The sequence below is a fragment of the Agromyces sp. Y575 genome, from assembly GCF_059445445.1.
Map to the genome: position 1 here is coordinate 130615 of NZ_JCAIUI010000006.1, position 18410 is coordinate 149024.

Below are 18410 nucleotides of genomic sequence, written 5' to 3' on the forward strand. Positions count from 1 at the left end.
AAGCAACCTCTCACGGCCTGTTGGCTAGGGTGGTGGCGGAGAGATGCCATGGCTGTGATCCGCCACCTGAACGGCGACCGACGCGACCGTGGCCGGCGAGGAATGGAAGGCGCTCGTGCTCGAGGCGATCGGACTGGACGACGAGCACACCTCGCTCTATCGGCTCATCCTGCAGTCGCCATCGGCGAGCGTCGACGAGCTCGCCGCATCCGCGGGGAAGTCGCCCGGCGACGTGCGCGCGATCGTGGCCGAACTCGAGCGTCTCGGGTTGCTCGCGCGGCAGGCATCCGCTCCCGACCGGGTCGTCGCCTCGCCGCCGTCGCTGGCCCTGCGCCCGATGCTCCTCGACCGTGAACGCCGGCTGACCCAGGCGCACGAGGCGCTCGTGGAGTTGAGTGAGATCTACCGCAGCGGGGCCGCGCAGCGCTCGGCGCCCGATGTGGTCGATGTCGTGCTGGGGGCGGATGCCGTGCGCCAGCGTTTCGCTCAGCTGCAGGCTTCGGCGACGCAGCAGGTGCGTGTGTTCATGTTGAGCGACGTGGCCTTTCTCGGCGCCGAGGAGAACACGGCCGAGGATGACGCACTCCACCGCGGTGTGACTTACCGAGTGATCGTCGAGAAGGCGGTGCTCGAATGGCCCGGCTTCATCGACGCGGCACGCGAGTCGGCGCCCTTCGGCGAGGAGATCCGGGTGATGCCGACGCTGCCCACCCGGCTCATCATCTCCGACGACGACCTGGCGCTGCTCCCGATGCGATCGCACGGCGAAGACCGGTCGTCGGGCGCGCTGCTGGTGCATCCGAGCGGCCTACTCGACCTTGTCATCGCGATCTTCGAGGAGTACTGGTCGACGTCGACCGAGTTCGTCTCGGCCGGCGAGCTGCCGGGCGCGCACGATGCGGTCGACCGCGATCTGCTCAAGCTCCTGCTGCTGGGCCTGACGGATGCCGCGGCGGGCGCGCAGCTCGGCATCTCGGTGCGCACCGTGCAGCGGCGTGTGGCCGAGCTCATGGAGACCGCCGGCGTCACGACCCGGCTCCAGTTGGGTGCCGAGGCCGTGCGCCGGGCGTGGGTGTGATGCGGCATCGGTGCGATCCGACATGCGTGTGATCTGCCGAAACTGTTGACGGCCCTTGAAGAGGGGACGAAGATGAGCAACGTTCATGTCACGACCGATCGTCGGGTTCGAACATTCGAGAACCACCCGGTATGGACGTCATCGCGTTACGAGGGGGTACGCCATGTTCCGCACCAGCCCAGCCCGCCAGCTCGCCGCCGCTACTGCGGCTGCACTCGTCATCACCGCACTCAGCGCCACGCCGAGTGTCGCGATACCCGCACCACCACCCGGCGGAGGTGACCAGCTCGCCGTCTACACGGGCACCGTCGACGCCGAAGGGCTCGCCGCGATCGTAGATCTCGGCGTGGACCGGCACGAGATCGTCGCGTCACCGAGCGCCGAAGCATCCGGCCAGGTCGACGTCGAAGTGATCATCTCGGGCGAGCAGGCCGCGCAGCTCGAAGCGAGCGGCGCTGATCTCCAGGAGAAGGCGCCGAGCGCACAGCGCCGCTCACTGCAGGCCGAGGGCGTGTTCCGCCCCTACAGCGGCGAGGGCGGACTGCTCGAGGAGCTCATGGCGCAGGCCGCGGCGCATCCGAAGATCGCCGAAGTGCAGGTGGTCGGACAGACGACCAACGGGCAGGACATCGCCGCCGTGCGCGTCACCAAGAACGTCGACCGGGCGAAGGACGGCAAGCGCCCCACCACGGTCTACGTCGGCGCGCAGCACGCCCGCGAGTGGATCACGCCCGAGATGGTGCGTCGACTGCTCGACCACGTGCTCACGTCGTATGGCACCGACCCGCGCATCACCGACCTCGTGGATTCGACCGAACTGTGGTTCGTGCCGGTCGCGAACCCCGACGGCTACGACTTCACGTTCCAAGAGGGCAACCGGCTCTGGCGCAAGAACCTGCGCGACAACAACGGTGACGGCGTGATCACCACCGGCGACGGCGTCGACCTGAACCGCAACTCCGCGACGCGCTGGGGCTACGACAACGAAGGTTCATCGCCGAACCCGGCGAGCGAGACGTACCGCGGTCCCTCCGCGGCATCCGAACCCGAGACGCAGGCGCTCGACGAGCTCTTCGACCGCATCACGCCGGAGTTCTTCGTGAATTACCACTCGGCCGCCGAACTGCTGCTGCACGGCATCGGCTGGCAGGTCGCGACGCCGTCGCCCGACGACGTGATCTACGAGGCGATGGTCGGCGACGACGCCAACCCGGCGATTCCGGGGTACGACCCCGACATCTCCGCCGAGTTGTACACCACGAACGGCGACATCGACTCGCACATGCAGGAGGCGCACGGCACGCTCGGGTTCACGCCCGAGATGTCGACGTGCGAGGCAGCATCCGACTCGGTCGACGACGACGAGTGGCTCGCAGAGGACTGCCAGAGCGGATTCAACTTCCCCGACGACGAGGCGCTCATTCAGGCCGAGTTCGAGAAGAACATCCCGTTCGCCCTCGCGACCGCCGAATCGGCGCTCGACCCGAACGACCCCGTGTCGGCCGTGGGCCTCGAGGCTCCCGACTTCAAGGTCGACAGCTTCACGGTCTCGTACGGCGACCCGCAGCCGGTCGCGGTTGTGGCCAAGCGCGACCTGCTCGCGAAGTTCATGAGCTACCGCATCAACGACGGGCGCACGAGGATCGCACCCGTCAAGGAGTGGCAGGGCGGTGAGCGCTACGGCGACGAGAACGACGACTACTACGCCGAGTACCGGGGCACGGTGCGCGGTGCAGCTGCGGGCGACACCGTGGAGGTCTGGTTCTCAGCGCTGCCTTCGCTCCGCGACATCCTGAAGGACCGGAACTTCAAGAAGGTCGAGAGCGAGCACTTCACCTATGAGCTCACGCAGGACACCGGCAATGACGTGCTCGTCATCGCGAATGAGGACTACACGGGCGTGAACCCGACGTATCCGGCCGGCACGACCGCGCCGAAGTACGTTGACGAGCACGTCGCGGCCCTCGAGGCGAACAGCGTGACTCCGGATGTCTGGGACGTCGACGCGCAGGGTGTTCCGCACGACCTCGGGGTGCTCTCGCACTACGACTCGGCGCTGTGGTATCTCGGCGACAACCGACTGACCCAGGATCCCGAGGACTTCCTGACCGACACCTTCCAGTTCGGTCCGCTCGAAGACCTCTCGGTCGCTGAGCGCCAGCAGTACCTCACCATGTCGATCCGCGACTGGCTCAATGAGGGCGGCAAGCTCGCGCTCGCCGGCGAGACCGCGGGGTACTACGGGCAGCTCGGCTCCTCGCTCGGCGGCATCTACTACGGGCTCGACGGAGCGCCGGATGAGGACTGCGCGGTGACGGGGGACTTCTTCTCCGACTGCCTGCTGCTCGCCGACGACTTCACGCAGTACTGGATGGGCGCGTACGCACGCACCGCCGTGGGTGTCGACGGCACCGTGGGCACCGCTCCGCCGCTCGACGGCTTCGAAGCGGCGTTCGGCGGCCCGGCGACGGTCGACAACCCCGTCGACGAGGCAGGAGCGTTCGTGAACACGAGCGATGTGCTCCCGGTCGGCGAGTTCCCGCAGTTCGAGAGCACGGGGGTCGCCGACTACGCCGATCCGTTCGGCGCGATCGAGGGCGAGTGGGCGGCGGCGGCCGGCCACATCGACAACGGCTACCAGCGACTCGGCCAGAAGGTGGACCTGACCGGGCTGACCGCCGCGGACGCGCCGACGTTCACGGCGCAGATCGCGTTCGACGTCGAACTGGGCTACGACAATGTTCTCGTCGAGGTGCGCCCGACCGGCACCGACACGTGGACCACGCTTCCCGAGGTCGGAGGCGCGACATCCACCGACCCGCCCACCGAGTGCGAGGGCGGCTTCTACGCGGGGGTGCATCCGCAGCTCCTGCACTACCTCACGCTCGGAAACCCGTGCGCCACGACCGGCAGCACAGGTTCGTGGAACGCGATGACCGGCTCTTCAGGCGGGTGGATCCCCGTGTCGTTCGACCTGTCCGCTTACGCGAATCAGCAGATCGAACTCGTGGTGAGCTACGTCACCGACCCCGGCTCGGGCGGCCTCGGTGTCATCCTCGATGACACCAGGATCGTCACGGCGTCGAGCGAACTCACGGCCGAGGGCTTCGAGGAGAGTCTCGGTGCGTGGCAGCTGCTCGGGCCTCCCGCAGGCAGCCCGGCCAACTTCAGTGATTGGGAGCGGGCGCAGGGCCTCGCAGTGCTCGTGGCCTCGGTCGCGACACCCGACACGCTCATATTCGGCTTCGGGCTCGAGCAGCTCGCGACCGACGAGGAGCGGGCGGACATGGTCGGGCGCATCCTCGCGCACTTCAACGGGTAGCGGAGGCAGCAATCGAGCGGATGCCGCAAGCGGGTGCCACCCGCTTGCGGCATCCGTGCGCGTGCGCGTGCATCCGCTGCCTGATCCGCGCCGCTACAGGGCGGCTACTGCGCGGCCCAGACGCCGAGCTCGTTGCCGCTCGGGTCGGTGAAGTGGAAGCGGCGACCGCCGGGGAACTCGTAGGGACCGTTGACGACCTCGCCGCCGGCAGCCGTGACGGCAGCGACCGTGGCGTCGAGGTCGTCGCTGTAGAGCAGCACAAGCGGCCCGCCGCGCACGACCTCGTCGGCCAAGGCGAGCCCACCGGCCTCGTCGCCGTCTGCTTCGGCGGCGGTGCGGATGCCTGCGTACTCGTCGCCGTACGAGGTGAACTGCCACCCGAACGCGGCGCCGTAGAACGCCTGCGCGGCGGCCATGTCGGTGATCGAGATCTCGACGTAGTCGATGCTCAGTGGGATGCGGTGCTCATGCGTTGCCATGGCGACACGCTCCCATCACCCACCGACAGCGGCGCCCGCGACCGTGCCTGCCCACCCGTGGCGGCCACCACGACCGCGCATTCGTTAGTGTTCTCGAATGCAGGTGACACGCCTTCGGATCCATCCGGTGAAGTCCTTCGCCGGACTCGACGTCGACTCGGCCGTGGTGCTGCCGTGGGGTCTCGCGGGCGATCGCCGTTGGGGTGTCGTCGATGCATCCGGTGCGCCCGTGACCGCGCGCGAGCACAACGAGATGCTCGCGTTCACAGCCGAGCCGCTCGCCGACGGCGGATTGCTCCTCGGCGAGCGCGGGCGAAGCGCCGACGCCCGCGCCGACGCCGACGCCCCGCTTCTGGTTCGCCCGCCGACCGACACCCCGCCCATCCCAGTCGGTCATTCGCGGCAGGGCACCGCGCTCCCCGCCGGCGCCGAGGCCGACGCCTGGCTGAGCGCCCGGCTCGGCGTCGAGGCGCGACTCGTGTGGCAGCCCGATCCGCGCGAGCGCACGGTCAACCCGGCGAACGGCGGCCTGCCAGACGATCGGATGTCGCTGGCCGACGCCGGCCCGTTGCTGCTCACGAGCGAGGCATCCCTCGCCCAGCTCAACACGTGGACCGACGAGTCGACGCCGTTGCTCGACATGCTGCGGTTCCGGCCGAACGTCGTGATCGACGGCGACGGCGACGAGCCGTTCGCCGAAGACGACTGGCCGTTCGTCGACCTCGGCAGCGTGCGGTTCCGCATCACGAAGGTGTGCGACCGCTGCGTGATGACGACGATCGACCCCGAGACCCTCGCCCGCGGCAAGGAGCCGATCCGCACGCTCGCGAAGCATCGGCGTTGGGAGGGCAAGACCTGGTTCGGCGTGCTCCTCGCGCCGCAGTCGCCGGGGTCGATCGCGGTCGGCGACGCGGTGCGCCCCGGCTGAAGACGTCCCTCGGCGACGACCGACGGCGCAGCCGTTCACCCATCCGACTCAACAAGCCCACCGGGCTCACCGCTCTCATGTCGCCCTTCGGGCTCACGGTTCTCATGTCGCCCTTCGGGCTCACCTCGCGCACGCCGATCGGCGAGTCTGGTCGGCGACTTCGTGGCGATCCGCCATCCGCCACCGGGATCGAGCCACGCGGGCGGACTCACGTGCGGCACACCGCGAACCATGCGGATGCCCCAGCCCGAGGTGTCGATCGTGCGGTGGTGGAACCAGCAGAGGAGCACGCCGTTGTCTGGATGGGTCGGGCCGCCGTCGACGTCGGGCACGACGTGGTGGACCTCGCACCATGCCGAAGGCACGGAGCATCCGGGGATGAGACAGCCGCCGTCGCGCAGCGTGATCGCCCGCCGTTGGTGCGGCGTGAAGCATCGTTCTTGCGAGCCGAGTTGCATGATGCGCCCTGCGTCGTCGACCAGCACGGCCTGGATGCCGCCGGTACACATCATGTGCCGTGCAGCACGCAGCGAGACGGGCAGCTCGATGCCGTCGGCGTGGGCGGCTCCGCGGCCCGATTCGAGATCGCTCGCCCGCACGCTCACGAGCACCGTCGGCGCAGCGCCCCCGATGCTCGGATGCTCCCCTGAGCGGGCAGCCGTGTCGATGACGGCGGCGAGCACGTCGTGGCGTTGCTGGTCGCTCGTGCGGGTCTCGGCCTGCACGGCGAGGTCGGCGCGTTCGGCGGCGGTGAGGAACCCGCCGCCCGAACGCGGCGCCAGGTGCGCGTCGAAGAGGCGGGTGAGCCCGGCCGCGACCTCGGGCATGAGCTCGCCCGCGATCGGGATCAGCCCGTCGCGCGCACGCCCGAGCCGCAACCCTCGGCGTCGCATCGCCCGCTCATCGTCGGGCTCGGAGCCGTCTTGATCGAGGAACGTCGACCACGCCTGGGCCTGCACGCGAAGCTCATCGGCCGTGCACCGCACGGGTGCCCCATCGCCCTGGCCTGTCGCTTCGGCGACGAGTGCGTGTTCGGCAGCCTCGAATGCGACCGGATCGGCGACGCCGCGAGCGCGCTCGAGTTCACGCACCATCACGCACGCCGCGTCGACCCCGAGCTCGCCGGTCGCGAGTGCAGCGGAGACCAGTGGGAACTGCGGCTCGAGCGCCTCGCCAGTGAACCCGACACGGGCCCGAGTGGCCGCGCCGAGGCCGATGCGCCGCCGCGCCTCGACACCCGACACCAGGGTGACCCGCTCGACGAGCTCTGCAGCGGAGCGGCACCCCTTGCGCCACGACAGCCGCTCGCTGCCGAGCTCTGGGCGCGATCGCTCACCGAGTTCGCCCGCGTACACCGAGCGGCGTGAATCGACGAGCCGGCCGAGGCGCTCGAGGGCGCCCATCGTCGTCAACAGTTCGTCGTCGGAGCACCGCGCTGCGTCATCGGATCGGAACGCATCGACGACCGCCGAGCAGAGCTGCTCGAGCGCGTCGCGGGTTTCGTCCATGTGTCAATTCTTGCGCGACCCTCTGACATTCGATGCCGCGAAAACACCTGATCATCCTGTGGAAAACTCGCCATCGAACCGGCCTGTGGAGGACGAGTCGCGCCCCTACGCCGACTCCCGCAGTACCAACTCAGTCGGCAGCGGCAGGCGCCCCACGGGCTCACCCAAACGGCCGTTCAGCACTCGCGAGACGGTGCCCCGCGAGACGCCGAATTCGCGTTCGACGTCTTCGATCGTCGGTCGCTTGCGGGTGGGCTCTGCCACGCTCGCGCTCGATGCCGTGCGCCTGATCGAGCCCCCGCTCTGGCGGGAGACCCCGCCCGGATCTCGATAGGGCGCTGGCGCGCCTACTCGATCAACGAACCCTCCCACCCCGGCCACAACTGAACACCACCATCCCGCAGCGTCGCGGCCCTGCTCTCTCCGAGCGGCGACCCCTCCGTCGCTGCCAACCGAGAGAGGTCACGGATGGTGCGCGGGCGCTAGAAGAGCCTCCCCTGCGCGACGACCGGCGCGCCCTCGAGTTCGAGCAGGAATCGCTTGCGCTCGAGGCCGCCGGCGTAGCCCGTGAGCGACCCGTCGGCGCCGACCACCCGGTGGCACGGCACCAAGATGCTGAGCGGGTTGCGCCCTACGGCGTTGCCGACTCGTCGAGCCAGATTGCGATCGCCGAGGCGCACGGCGAGCTCGCCGTAGCTCGTCGTCGCACCGTGGGGGATGTCGCGGAGCATCGCCCACACCGCGTGCTGGAACTCATCGCCGACGGGCGCCATCGGCAGATCGAACGTCGTTCGCTCCGCCGCGAGGTATTCGTCGAGCTCGATGCCGAGCCGCGTGATGAGCGCATCGTCGTGCGCGGCGACCTCGACGCCGATCGCGTTGCCGCCGGGCGGATGCCAGTGCCCCGGAAAATAGATGCCGAAGAGCGCGTCGCCCTCGGCGACGACCAGGAGGTCCCCGAGAGCTGTCGTCAGCGTGGCATGGCGTCGGAGCATGACTCCATCTTCACCCCGATGCGCGCGCCGATGGCCACTTCCAGCAGCGGGAATCGGACTTCATGGCCGAGCGGATGCCGCGCTGCGATGTCTCTCGCCGGGCGGATTCGTCCGGCGCGGCCAAAGCTGGCTGAGCCGGCGGAGCTGGCTGTGGGAGCCGAGGGAGCGAGCTCACGGCCTCTGGGCGTTACGCCGCCACCGTGATCGTCGCCCCGACCGTCGCGTCGTCTTCGAGTACGTCGAGCACCGCCGCCGCCAGGTCGGCCCGGCGGAGCGAGATGCCGAACGGCACTCCCCCGCCGTTCGCACGACGGTAGCGGCCACGAGCGTCGCCGTCTTTGAGCTGCGGCGGTCGCACGATCGTCCAGTCGAGGGCACTCGATCGCACGACGGGCTCGGTCGCGACGAAGTCGGAGAACGGCTCGCGCAGGATCCGCTGCACGATCGGTTTCGCCACGAACTTCAGGAACGGGTCGTCGCCGTCGGTGAAAGGGCCGCTCGCACTCACGACGACGAGGCGGCGCACCGCGGCGATGCGCATTGCGGCCACGAGTGCCGGCATGCTCTCGCGCATCACGGTGTGGTCGGTGCTCGCCGAGGTCGGGCCGATCGCGAACACCGCGGCGTCGCACCCGTCGAGGGCAGCGGCGAGCGCGTCGGCGTCGCGGCCTTCGGCGATGCGTTCTGTGGCGCCGGTCGGGGCGGATGCCGCGCGCCGCACGACCCCGATCACCTCGTGACCTCGCGCTCGCGCCGCGTTGGCGATGAGGCCGCCGGTGCGACCCGAGGCTCCCAGTACTGCGACTCTCATGGTTCGTCCTTCAGGAGCTCGAGCGGTTAGTAAGCATTTACTCACTACCTCGATGATACGGTAAGCGAACACTCACCTGTCAAGTGGAAGGCCCGGATGTCCCAGCTCCCCACCACCCGCGACCGCATCCTCGATGCCGCCGCGACCGTGCTCGTCGATCGCGGCGTGGTCGGTGCGACGACGCGCGAGCTGGCCCGCGCCGCCGGGTGCTCAGAGGCCCTCATCTACAAGCACTTCGCCGACAAGCAGGAGCTCTTCCTCGCGGTGCTCGTCGAGCGGATGCCGCGCATCGAACTGCCCGAGGCATCCGCTCGCTCAGCGCTGCCCGAGACGCTCGCGAGCATCGTGACCGCGCTGCTCTCGTTCTTCGTGCGCACCTTTCCGATGTCGGCGTCGATCTTCGGGGCGCCCGAACTGCTCGCCGAGCATCGCGCGGGCGTGCGAGCACGCGGCTACGGCCCCGAGGGCACCGTGACGCTCGTGGCGCGTCTGCTCGGCGAGGAGCAGGCGGCCGGACGCATCCGCCCCGATGCCGACCTCGAGTCCGCCGCGCGACTGCTCGTCGGGGTCGCGTTCCACCGTGCGTTCCTCGCGGCCTACGACGGCCAGCGCGACGTGACGGATGCCGCGGAGTTCGCCGAGCGCAGCGTCGAACTGCTCGTACCGGGGCTCGCGCCCGCGCCGTGACGGACTTCGAGTGACGCAACATCGCCGGGTAGCATCACGGCATGCGCATTCGTTTCACCGCCGAGATCTACGAATGGCAGGCGCGCAGAAACTGGTTCTTCGTCGACGTTCCGGCCGAGCCGAGCGCCGACATCTCAGACCAGCCGCGGATGCCGCGCGGCTTCGACTCCGTGCGCGTCGTCGCGACCGTCGGCGCCACCACGTGGAATACCTCGATCTTCCCCGGCGGGGGCACCTACGCGCTGCCGTTGAAGAAGGCCGTGCTCACGGCAGAGGGCATCGGCGAGGGCGACGAGATCGAGGTCGACCTCGACGTGCTCGACGGGTGACGGCAGCGCTGATCTGAACCGCACGACGGGGCGCAACTCGCGCGGGCGCCGACGCTGCGCTTTCAGCGGCGCCGCTCACGTGCCGCCGCCGTCACCACCGCCCCCGCCGCCGCCGAAGCCGCCGCCACCCCCGTCGCCGAATCCGCCGAAGCCGCCCTCGCCCCCGCCCCCGCCCCCGAAACCACCCCCGCCGCCATCACCGAACGTGCCGTCGCCGCCCGCGAGGTATCCGCCACCCCACCCCTTGGTGTCGCCGATCATCGGCACGCCGAAGCGGGAGTCCTCGCCCCGCTGCAGCAACCCGCCGCCGACGCGGATCGGCTGCGAAAGCTCGGCTGCCACGACGGTGATGCACGATGCCAGTCGCTCCGCCGAGAACGGGGCGGCCGAGCGATACCAGGTCGGCACGGTGCCCGCCTTCTCGGCAACCTCGGCAAGGCGACGAACCACGGATGCCTCGTCGAACAGCACCGCCCATGGCAGCAACTGCTCGGCCGCGACGAGGGTCGGGACATCCGTACTCGCGACGATCTCGCGCCACCGGTTCGCCCGCTCGCGGAGCTGCAGGCCGGCCGAGTTCAGTGGGATCCAGCGCGGCACGAGCGCGCGGAGCCCGAGGGCCAGCGCACCGATGACGATCGCGCTCCAGGCGATCGAGTTCGCAGAGTCGTCTGCGCCTCCGAGCGTGACGAATCCCAGGGCTACCCCGACCACGCCGCCGATCGTGGCCGCCCCGAACCGGCGGACCGGGCGCGGCTCGCGATACCAGTCCGCCGCGTCGCGGAAGCCGTCGCGGGTGACATCGAGCAGCAGCCCGTTGTTCACCACGACACGGTCCGCGTCGACGCACGCCCCACGCTCGACCGTGCGCGACCCGCCCGAGAGCCCCGGCGAGAGCAACGCGAGCACCGTGCCGTCGGCGCCCGCCGAATCGACATCCGTGCGGGCGGCGAGCGGGTACGCGCCGTCGAAGACGAGCCGGATGTCCCGCGCGCGGCCGGCCTCCCCGCCGCGGGTGCCACGGACGTCACGCACGTCATGGATGTCACCGGCGTCACGTATGTCGCGCCGATCCTGGATCGCGATCACGCCGTTGACGGCGAGCAGCATGACCGTCGCCGGCAGCCAGCGCGCCGCGGCAGCACCCGACACGAACCCGACCGGAAGCAGTCCCGCCGACTCGGGGTCGACGAGCGCGAGCGAGCTGCCGGCCTCGGGCTTGCGCAGCCACGCCACGACGAGGGACCCGACGCAGATCGCGGCGGTCAGCGACGCGGCGAGCGCGATGAGCGGCAACAGCGCCGTGCCGAGACTGCCGCCCGCGGAAGCCCCGAGCGACTCACTGCCTGCACCGGCACTCGTCAGGTCGACGGTGACCTGCTGAAGCGCCGAGATCATCGGTCGACCCATACGCGGAGGTTACTCCCGTCGGGCCCGTCACCGGTGCCGGGCACAGCAATTCGGGCACAGCAATTCGGTCGCAGCACACCGGTCACCGCAAGCCCGTCACCGCAAGCCGGTCACCGCACTCCGATCACCGGCCGGTCACCGGCGACAGGTCGTCATCGACCACGTCGGTCTCGGTGCAGAGCCCCTCGGGAGCCCGCTCGCGGATGAATGCAGACATGTGACACACCTCCGACGACGGCATCTCGACCTTGACGGATCCGCTGCCGGCACCGGCCCCCGCGCCGCCGTCGGTCAGTCCGCAGCCGGCGAGCACGCCCACGGCCAGGACGGCCGGGACGATGAGGAACGCGCGAACGTTCATGATCTTGTCCTTTCATGATGCAGGCTCCTGGAAGAGCGCCGCTGGCCTCACGGTAGGAAGGATGCCGCCGCGCCACATGACGAGGACGACCCATCTTCGAGCGCACGCCGGCGTAGTCAATTCGGGTCATCGCCGCGAGCGCGGTCGCGGACTATCGTGGGCAGATGGGGGAATGGTCCGCCCCGGCGCTGCCGGCCGGCTGGACGACGTCCGGGCAGCCGCCGTTCATCGCTCGACACGAAGACGTCGAAGCGATCGAGTCGGCGTGGGCCGACGCGATCGGCGGCGCGGGGCGCGCGGTCTTCGTGAGCGGCGAGCCGGGCGCGGGAAAGTCTCGGCTCGTGAGCGAGGTCTGCATACGGCTCCGCGCGAGCGGCGCCGCGGTGCTGGTCGGATCGTGCATCCAAGAGCTCGGCGCTCCGTTCGAGCCCTTCGACGAGCCGCTCCGGGCGCTCATTCCGGCGTACCGGGAGGTTGCGACCGACATCTCCGACATCGACTCGGCCGAGCTCCTCGAGGGCGTGCTCGATCGAACGGGCCAGGATGCCGCCGATCGGTCGATGGGCCAGGAGCGTGTGTTCTCCGCGGTGATCGACGTGCTGCGCGCCGCGTCTTCGATACGCCCGGTGGTGCTTGCCCTCGACGACCTGCACTGGGCGGGGCCTGCGGCGATTCAACTCCTTCGCCGGGTGGTCGAGGGCACAGCGGAGGCGAGGGTACTGCTGCTCGGCACCCTTCGAAACGCACCGCCGGACCGGTCGGGCGCACTCGCGGACACGCTCGCGTCACTCGCCCGACTGAGCGGCGTATTGCGCATCGGGCTGGCTCCCTTCACTCCCGCAGAGATCACCGAGTACGTCGCGGCCCGCGCCGGCGTCTCGCGTGCCGGTATCCGCGCGTCGGCCGAATTGCTCGGCGAGCTCACGGGCGGCAATCCGTTCCTCCTCAGAGCCATGTGGCATCCGGTCGTCGGGGCCGAGCACCAAGGCGACCAGCGCGTGATCGAGCTACCCGACTCGGTCAGCGATATCGTGCGGTCCCGCATCGCGACGCTCGAACCATCCCAGCGCTCGGTGCTCGAGCTCGCCGCGGTGCTCGGCCAGGAGGTCGATCTCAGTGAGCTGATCGGCATCAGCGAGGCATCCGTCGACGTCACGCTTTCTGCGATGGATGCCGCGGTAGGCGCCGGCCTCATCGAGCCGCCGCGCCTGGCGGGCGATCGCTACCGCTTCCCGCACGCCATCGCGCGGCAGGCGGTCATCGACGACATCCCGAGCACTGACCTGCTGCGAACCCACGCGCGCATCGCGCAGGTGCTCGAGTCGAACTTCCCCACGGCGCCGCGGCTCATCCAGCGACTCGCCCACCACTATTCGGCCGCCCGCGCGCTCGGGTTCGGCGATCGGGCAGTGACCTACCTGATCCGCGCTGCCGAGCTCGCGGAGGCCCGCTTCGCGTATGAAGACGCCGGGCGCCTGTTCGAGCAAGCGGGTGAGATCTCCCCCGACAGCGACGAGCAGGCTGAGCTGCTGCTTCGCGCGGCGGGCAGCTGGGATGTCGCTATCGACACGTCTCGGGCGCGAATCCTGTACGAGCTTGTTGCGGGCGCAGGAGATCCACGACTGCAGCTGCGCGCGGCGATCGGATACGAGGATGCCTCCTGGCGGCCGGGCCTGCTCGGGCATCGAGCACTCGAGCTGCTCTCGGCGGGGCTCGCGCAAGTTCGGAAGGACGACGGCGACCCCCTGTACGTCGAAGCGATCGGGGCGCTCGCCCGGGCGACGGCGTTCACCGGGGCCGTCGATGAAGCGGAGCGGATCGGCGACCGCGCGGTCGGTCTCGCCCGGGCGCTGGGAGATCCTGTTGTGCTGACATCCGTACTCCGTTCGATCGTCTCCATGACGCTCCGCCCGCGGGGGGTCGCGAAGCGGCAGGAACGCGCGATCGAGCTGCTCGGACTGACGCGATCGATGCGCAACGAGTGGATGGGCGCCGCAACAATGAATGTGTTCGCGAACAGCTATCTCCTCGGCGACCGCGCCGGGCTCGACCAGGCCGAGAGCTACCTCGTGAACATGAGCCGGCAGTCGAGCGGGCATTGGGGTTACTGGGTGGTACACGTCCGGTTCGGGCGGGCCCTCATCGGCGGGCGCCTCGAGGAGGCTGCGGCCGCATGCCGACAGCTGCGGTACGACGAAATCGACTTCCGGGACGACGGGATGTCGAGCACGAACGCCGTGCAGAGCTATATGCTGCGCCGGGAGTTGGGACGGATCGAAGACGTTCGCCGCTACGTCACCGGAGGGGAATCACCCGCCGAACGCTGGGCACCGGGCCTCCTCGCCCTCTACACCGAACTCGGACTCGAAGCGCCGACACGGCGGATGCTCGACTGGCTCATCGAGCACACCGCGTCGAACGCGAGCGACTCCAGCGACTGGCCGGCCCGTCTCGCCTTCATGGCCGAGGGGGCAGTCCGGCTCGGCGACGTCGCCGCCGCGGAACGACTGCACCCGTGGCTCACGGAGTACTCCGGCCTCAACCTCATGTCGGGCCTCTTCGCCGCTCCGTTCGGCGCCGCCGACTGCTATCTGGGGGAGATCGAGTCCCTCTGCGGCACAGGGTCTCCAGTCGAGCGGTTCGAGAGTTCTCTCGAACTCGCCGAACGCAGCGGCGCTCCGCTTCACGTCGCGCGAACGCTCTCCGCGTGGGCCGATCACCTGCGCCGCGCCGACCCGGGTTCACCTGAGGCAGCCGCGCTCGCCGAACGCGCGAGGGCGATCGCCGAACCCGCCGGCATGGTGCGAGTGCTGCGGTCGCTCGACGCGGGTGCCGCGGCATCCGCTCTCGAGGTCTCAGGCGGACTCACCGCGCGCGAACGCGAGGTCATCGGGCTCATCGCCGAGGGCAGGAGCAATCGCGACATCGCCGCACGGCTCGTGATCAGCGAGCACACTGTGGCGAATCACGTGCGGAACATTCTCACGAAGATCGGTGCGGTCAACCGCACCCAGGCCGCGATGTATGCGCGGGAACGGGGGCTGATATGAATCCTGAAACGATCTGAGGGCGTGCCCGTCACTGCTGAGGCTCAGGCTGCGGGTGCGGGTGCGGCCCAGACTGCGGCTCAGACTCAGACCAATCCGGCCGACGCCGTGCCCAACTCGGTTGAGGGCTTAGACCAACTCGGCGACGCCCGCGAGGTTGCCGCTCGGCATAATGCGGCCATCGACCTCGGTGATGACGTCGGCGGGCATCCCGGCGCGCACAGCAGCGGCTCGGATCGCCTCCATCGACGGCGCTTCGTACAGGCAGTAGCTCCTGCGACGATCGACGGCGAGGAAGGAGTAGAGCCATCGCACGTCTTCCTCATCGTTGATGAGGTTGATGTCGGGAGCGGCCTCGAGCGGCACCGGAACGTCTTCGGCGTAGTTGCGCTCGATGATGAAGTACGGCATCTCGTTCCCCCTTTGCAGGTATCGGGCTTTACAGGTATTGGGTCACAGGGTACTCCGGATGCCTCGGCGCGGCCCCTCCTCGGTGACGAGCTCGGCTGCCCGGTGCCGTGTCAGATCCAGCCTTGCAGCCACGCCTTCTCGGCGGCCTCGTGCCGCGATGCTGCGTCGAGCTTGGTCATCGCCGACGAGAGGTAGTTGCGCACGGTGCCCTGCGCGAGGTGCAGTCGCTCGGCAATCTGCTGCACGCTCGTCGTCGAACGGCTGTAGCGCAGCGCGTCGAGCTCGCGATCGGTGAGCGGGCAGCGCTCGGCGGTGAGCGCGGTCGCGGCGATCTCGGGGTCGATGTAGCGTCGACCGGCGGCGACGTCGCGGATGACGTGCGCGAGGTCTTCGGCGGGCGTCGACTTCGGCACGAATCCCGAGACCTTCGACGCGAGGGCGCGCCGCAGCACGCCGGGACGGGCGTGCCGGGTCACGATCACGACGTGCGTCGGCACCTCGGCGAGGATGCGTGCCGCCGCCTCCAGCCCGTCAGCGCGGGGCATCTCGAGGTCGAGCAGGCACACGTCGGGCACGGTCGCGATCGCCTGCTCGACGGCCGTCACGCCGTTGTCGGCGCTCGCGACGACTTCGATGTCAGGCTCGAGATTCAGTAGGGCCTCGAGTGCGCCGCGAATGAGGTGCTCGTCGTCGGCGATGAGCAGACGGATACTGCGCGGTGCATCACCCGCACCGCCACCGCCGACACCACCGGCACCGCCGGCACCGCTCAGCCCGCCTGCGCCCGCCTTGCCCTGCCCGGCAGTGCCACCCACGCCTGCGCCTGCCATGTCCAGCCCGTCTGCGCCGCTCACGTTTACGCCGCTCACGCCGCCACCCGCTCGCCCACGGGCACCGCGGCGCGGAGCTCGAAGTGGCCGCCCGAGGCATCCGTCGCCGTCTCGAGCGTGCCGCCGACGGCGGTGAGCCGCTCTCGCAGACCCGCGAGCCCCGAGCCCTGGGCGCGCGGGGCGGCGCCGGGGCGGGCACCGGCCGGCGTCGAGGCATCCGGCCCCGCGGCATCCGCCCCCAAGGCATCCGACCGGGAGGCATCCGCCACCGTGACGCCGTCGTTCTCGATCGCGAGCTCGATGCGCTCGCCCGTCGTCGTCAGTTCTATCGTCACCATGGCCGCCTCGCTGTGTCTCAGGATGTTCGTCGTCGCCTCGCGCACCACCGATGCGAGCGCGCTCCGCGCCGCCGCATCGGCCGGGAGCGGGCCGAGGCGCAACCGGCACTCGGCGCCCGAGGCCGTGAGCACCTCACGGGCGTTCTCGAGCTCGTCGTCGAACGCGACCTTCCGGTAGCCGGCGACGAGCGAGCGGGTCTCTTCGAGGGCCTGCTTCGCGATCAGGCGTGTCTCGTGCAGGTGCCCGCGAGCCGCCGCCGGGTCGATCTCGAGCAGGCGTTCGGCGAGCTCGGACTTCAGGGAGATGACCTGCAGATGGTGGCCCTGGATGTCGTGCAGGTCGGACGCGAACCGCAGCCGCTCCTGCGTCACCGCGAGCTCGGCGGCGGTGCGCCGGTGCCGGTCGAGCTGCGCCACGACCTCCCACCACCACACACTCGTGAGCAGCATGAAGGGCAGCATCACCGCGAAGATGCCGATCATCCACACGCTCGACGAGCGCACGAACGCGAACGGTTCGCCCGTGATCATCGTCGCGAGCATCGGGTGCGCGATCAGCACGACGAGCGCGGCGAGCAGCAGGAGCCAGCGTTGCGCCCTCGGCAGCAGGCAGGCGATGAGGGACGCAGCGGCCCACAGCGGCACTGCAGCCGCGAGTTCGCTGCCCGGTGAGAAGAGTCCGAGCACCCAGACGATGGCAGCGGGTGCCAGGAGGGCGGCCGTCCAGCCGGGGTGCGGCAGGCCACCGCCGCGCCCGACGCGGAGGAACCAGCAGAATCGCAGTTGCGTCGCCGACGCGACGAGCATCAGCACGATGAGCACGGCGGTCGTGGGGTCGCTCGACTGCACGTACATCTCGAACATCGTCAGCGCGACGATGAGGTCGAGGAATCCGAAGAAGAACACGATCGACCCGAGCGTGTACAGCCATGTGGTCTGCACACTGCGGGCCAGTTCGGCAGCCATGGATTCGAGCCTAGGCCAGTGACATTTGTCACGGCCTTCGGTGTGGAAACCCACGTGATCCCCTGACACCTCGACACTGCCGCCATCGCGGTTGCCCGCGAAGGATTGAACCGAACCTCCGCCCCGACGACCGAATCTCCCGCCCCTACGAAAGGACTCGTCATGATCGATACCCTCCAGGACTTCGCCGCTTCTCTCCCCACCTTCCTCCAATGGTTCGGTGTGATGGTGGTGGCCGCGATCCCGTTCGTCGAGTCGTACTTCGGCTCGGTCATCGGGGTGTTGATCGGGTTGCCGACCGCGCTGGCGATCGGCGTCGCAGTCATCGGCAATATCATCTCGATGCTGATCTTCGTGCTGACCGCGCACGGCGTGCGCTCGAAGGTCGTCGCGGGCAAAGCCGGCGCCGGCGGGGTCGGCGCCGGCATGGAGCCCGTCGAGTCCCCGCGCCGTGAGAAGCTGCGCCGTGCGTTCGACAAGTACGGCGTCGCGGGCGTGAGCATCGTCGGCCAGACGATGCTGCCGAGCCAGATCACGTCCGCCGCGATGGTGTCGTTCGGCGCGAACCGCAACACGGTGATCTTCTGGCAGGTCATCTCGATCGTGCTCTGGGGCGTGGTGTTCGGCATGCTGGCAACGCTCGGCGTCACGCTCGCGCGCTGAGCGGTTCGTGGCATGACGAGAGTGATCACGGATCTCATCGAGCGGCACTGATCGGTGCGGCATGACGAGCGTGATCGTTGATCACGTCGACCGGCGCGAAGGCGCGTGCCGGTGCCGGTGTGGCGCACCGTACGCAGGGTGTGGTCATGCGATTGCGGGTGGTCTTCGTTCGAGTTGGTCGGCGAGTCTGGTTGGGGATTTCGTGGTGTGGCGCCATCGGCCGTTGGGGTCGAGCCATGTGGGCGGG

Annotated in this window: 17 protein-coding genes; 7 read left to right on the forward strand and 10 right to left on the reverse strand. The window is 69.6% G+C overall.

All coding sequences use genetic code 11. The features are described from left to right. Positions 1-88: 88 nt before the first annotated feature. Both AC1C2U_RS19260 and AC1C2U_RS19265 read left to right on the forward strand, forming a co-directional pair. A complete protein-coding gene (locus tag AC1C2U_RS19260; RefSeq protein WP_495363388.1) occupies positions 89-1078 on the forward strand; it encodes a TrmB family transcriptional regulator in 990 nt (329 codons plus the stop codon). A gap of 163 nt (positions 1079-1241) precedes the next feature. Then, the gene (locus AC1C2U_RS19265; protein WP_495363389.1) at positions 1242-4400 is read left to right on the forward strand and encodes a M14 family metallopeptidase; all 3159 of its coding nucleotides are present in this window, start codon (positions 1242-1244) and stop codon (positions 4398-4400) included. Positions 4401-4504: 104 nt separating this feature from the next. On the opposite strand, the gene AC1C2U_RS19270 is transcribed toward AC1C2U_RS19265, so the two are convergent. Then, positions 4505-4879, reverse strand: coding sequence for a VOC family protein (locus tag AC1C2U_RS19270; protein WP_495363390.1), 375 nt, complete (start codon positions 4877-4879; stop codon positions 4505-4507). Positions 4880-4976: 97 nt separating this feature from the next. Between AC1C2U_RS19270 and AC1C2U_RS19275 the strand changes: the two genes are divergently transcribed. Next, the gene (locus AC1C2U_RS19275) at positions 4977-5807 is read left to right on the forward strand and encodes an MOSC domain-containing protein (protein ID WP_495363391.1); all 831 of its coding nucleotides are present in this window, start codon (positions 4977-4979) and stop codon (positions 5805-5807) included. A 35-nt stretch (positions 5808-5842) separates the two neighbouring features. Here the strand turns inward: AC1C2U_RS19275 and AC1C2U_RS19280 are convergent, their stop codons facing one another. From AC1C2U_RS19280 to AC1C2U_RS19295, 4 genes are all read right to left on the reverse strand, one after another. Then, positions 5843-7315 carry an HNH endonuclease signature motif containing protein gene (locus tag AC1C2U_RS19280; RefSeq protein WP_495363392.1) on the reverse strand — a complete coding sequence of 491 codons (1473 nt, stop codon included), beginning with the start codon at positions 7313-7315 and terminating at the stop codon, positions 5843-5845. Between the two features lie 105 nt (positions 7316-7420). Then, a complete protein-coding gene (locus AC1C2U_RS19285; protein WP_495363393.1) occupies positions 7421-7579 on the reverse strand; it encodes a hypothetical protein in 159 nt (52 codons plus the stop codon). Positions 7580-7797: 218 nt separating this feature from the next. Further along, entirely contained in the window at positions 7798-8310 is a 513-nt protein-coding gene (locus tag AC1C2U_RS19290; protein ID WP_495363394.1) for a methylated-DNA--[protein]-cysteine S-methyltransferase, read from the reverse strand. A 187-nt stretch (positions 8311-8497) separates the two neighbouring features. Then, complete coding sequence (locus tag AC1C2U_RS19295; protein ID WP_495363395.1) at positions 8498-9121, reverse strand: NAD(P)-dependent oxidoreductase; 624 nt, start codon at positions 9119-9121, stop codon at positions 8498-8500. A 96-nt stretch (positions 9122-9217) separates the two neighbouring features. Here AC1C2U_RS19295 and AC1C2U_RS19300 point away from each other — a divergent pair, with 96 nt between their 5' ends. Both AC1C2U_RS19300 and AC1C2U_RS19305 read left to right on the forward strand, forming a co-directional pair. After that, positions 9218-9808, forward strand: a complete 591-nt coding sequence (locus AC1C2U_RS19300; protein ID WP_495363396.1) for a TetR/AcrR family transcriptional regulator — start codon at positions 9218-9220, stop codon at positions 9806-9808. A 41-nt stretch (positions 9809-9849) separates the two neighbouring features. Further along, positions 9850-10137, forward strand: a complete 288-nt coding sequence (locus AC1C2U_RS19305) for a DUF1905 domain-containing protein (RefSeq protein WP_495352654.1) — start codon at positions 9850-9852, stop codon at positions 10135-10137. A gap of 75 nt (positions 10138-10212) precedes the next feature. On the opposite strand, the gene AC1C2U_RS19310 is transcribed toward AC1C2U_RS19305, so the two are convergent. Then, complete coding sequence (locus tag AC1C2U_RS19310) at positions 10213-11547, reverse strand: hypothetical protein (RefSeq protein WP_495363397.1); 1335 nt, start codon at positions 11545-11547, stop codon at positions 10213-10215. A 124-nt stretch (positions 11548-11671) separates the two neighbouring features. Then, on the reverse strand, positions 11672-11908 hold the full coding sequence (locus AC1C2U_RS19315) for a hypothetical protein (RefSeq protein ID WP_495363398.1): 237 nt from the start codon (positions 11906-11908) through the stop codon (positions 11672-11674). Between the two features lie 164 nt (positions 11909-12072). Between AC1C2U_RS19315 and AC1C2U_RS19320 the strand changes: the two genes are divergently transcribed. Then, a complete protein-coding gene (locus AC1C2U_RS19320) occupies positions 12073-14958 on the forward strand; it encodes an ATP-binding protein (protein ID WP_495363399.1) in 2886 nt (961 codons plus the stop codon). A gap of 126 nt (positions 14959-15084) precedes the next feature. Here AC1C2U_RS19320 and AC1C2U_RS19325 read toward each other — a convergent pair whose 3' ends face one another. The 3 genes from AC1C2U_RS19325 to AC1C2U_RS19335 all read right to left on the reverse strand — a co-directional run bounded on the left by AC1C2U_RS19325 (position 15085) and on the right by AC1C2U_RS19335 (position 17500). Continuing rightward, positions 15085-15366, reverse strand: a complete 282-nt coding sequence (locus AC1C2U_RS19325; protein WP_495363400.1) for a DUF4242 domain-containing protein — start codon at positions 15364-15366, stop codon at positions 15085-15087. A gap of 110 nt (positions 15367-15476) precedes the next feature. Beyond that, positions 15477-16196, reverse strand: a complete 720-nt coding sequence (locus AC1C2U_RS19330) for a response regulator transcription factor (RefSeq protein WP_495363401.1) — start codon at positions 16194-16196, stop codon at positions 15477-15479. A gap of 35 nt (positions 16197-16231) precedes the next feature. Next, positions 16232-17500 carry a sensor histidine kinase gene (locus AC1C2U_RS19335; protein ID WP_495363402.1) on the reverse strand — a complete coding sequence of 423 codons (1269 nt, stop codon included), beginning with the start codon at positions 17498-17500 and terminating at the stop codon, positions 16232-16234. Between the two features lie 162 nt (positions 17501-17662). Between AC1C2U_RS19335 and AC1C2U_RS19340 the strand changes: the two genes are divergently transcribed. Next, a complete protein-coding gene (locus AC1C2U_RS19340; RefSeq protein WP_495363403.1) occupies positions 17663-18163 on the forward strand; it encodes a hypothetical protein in 501 nt (166 codons plus the stop codon). The last annotated feature ends 247 nt before the right edge of the window (positions 18164-18410 follow it).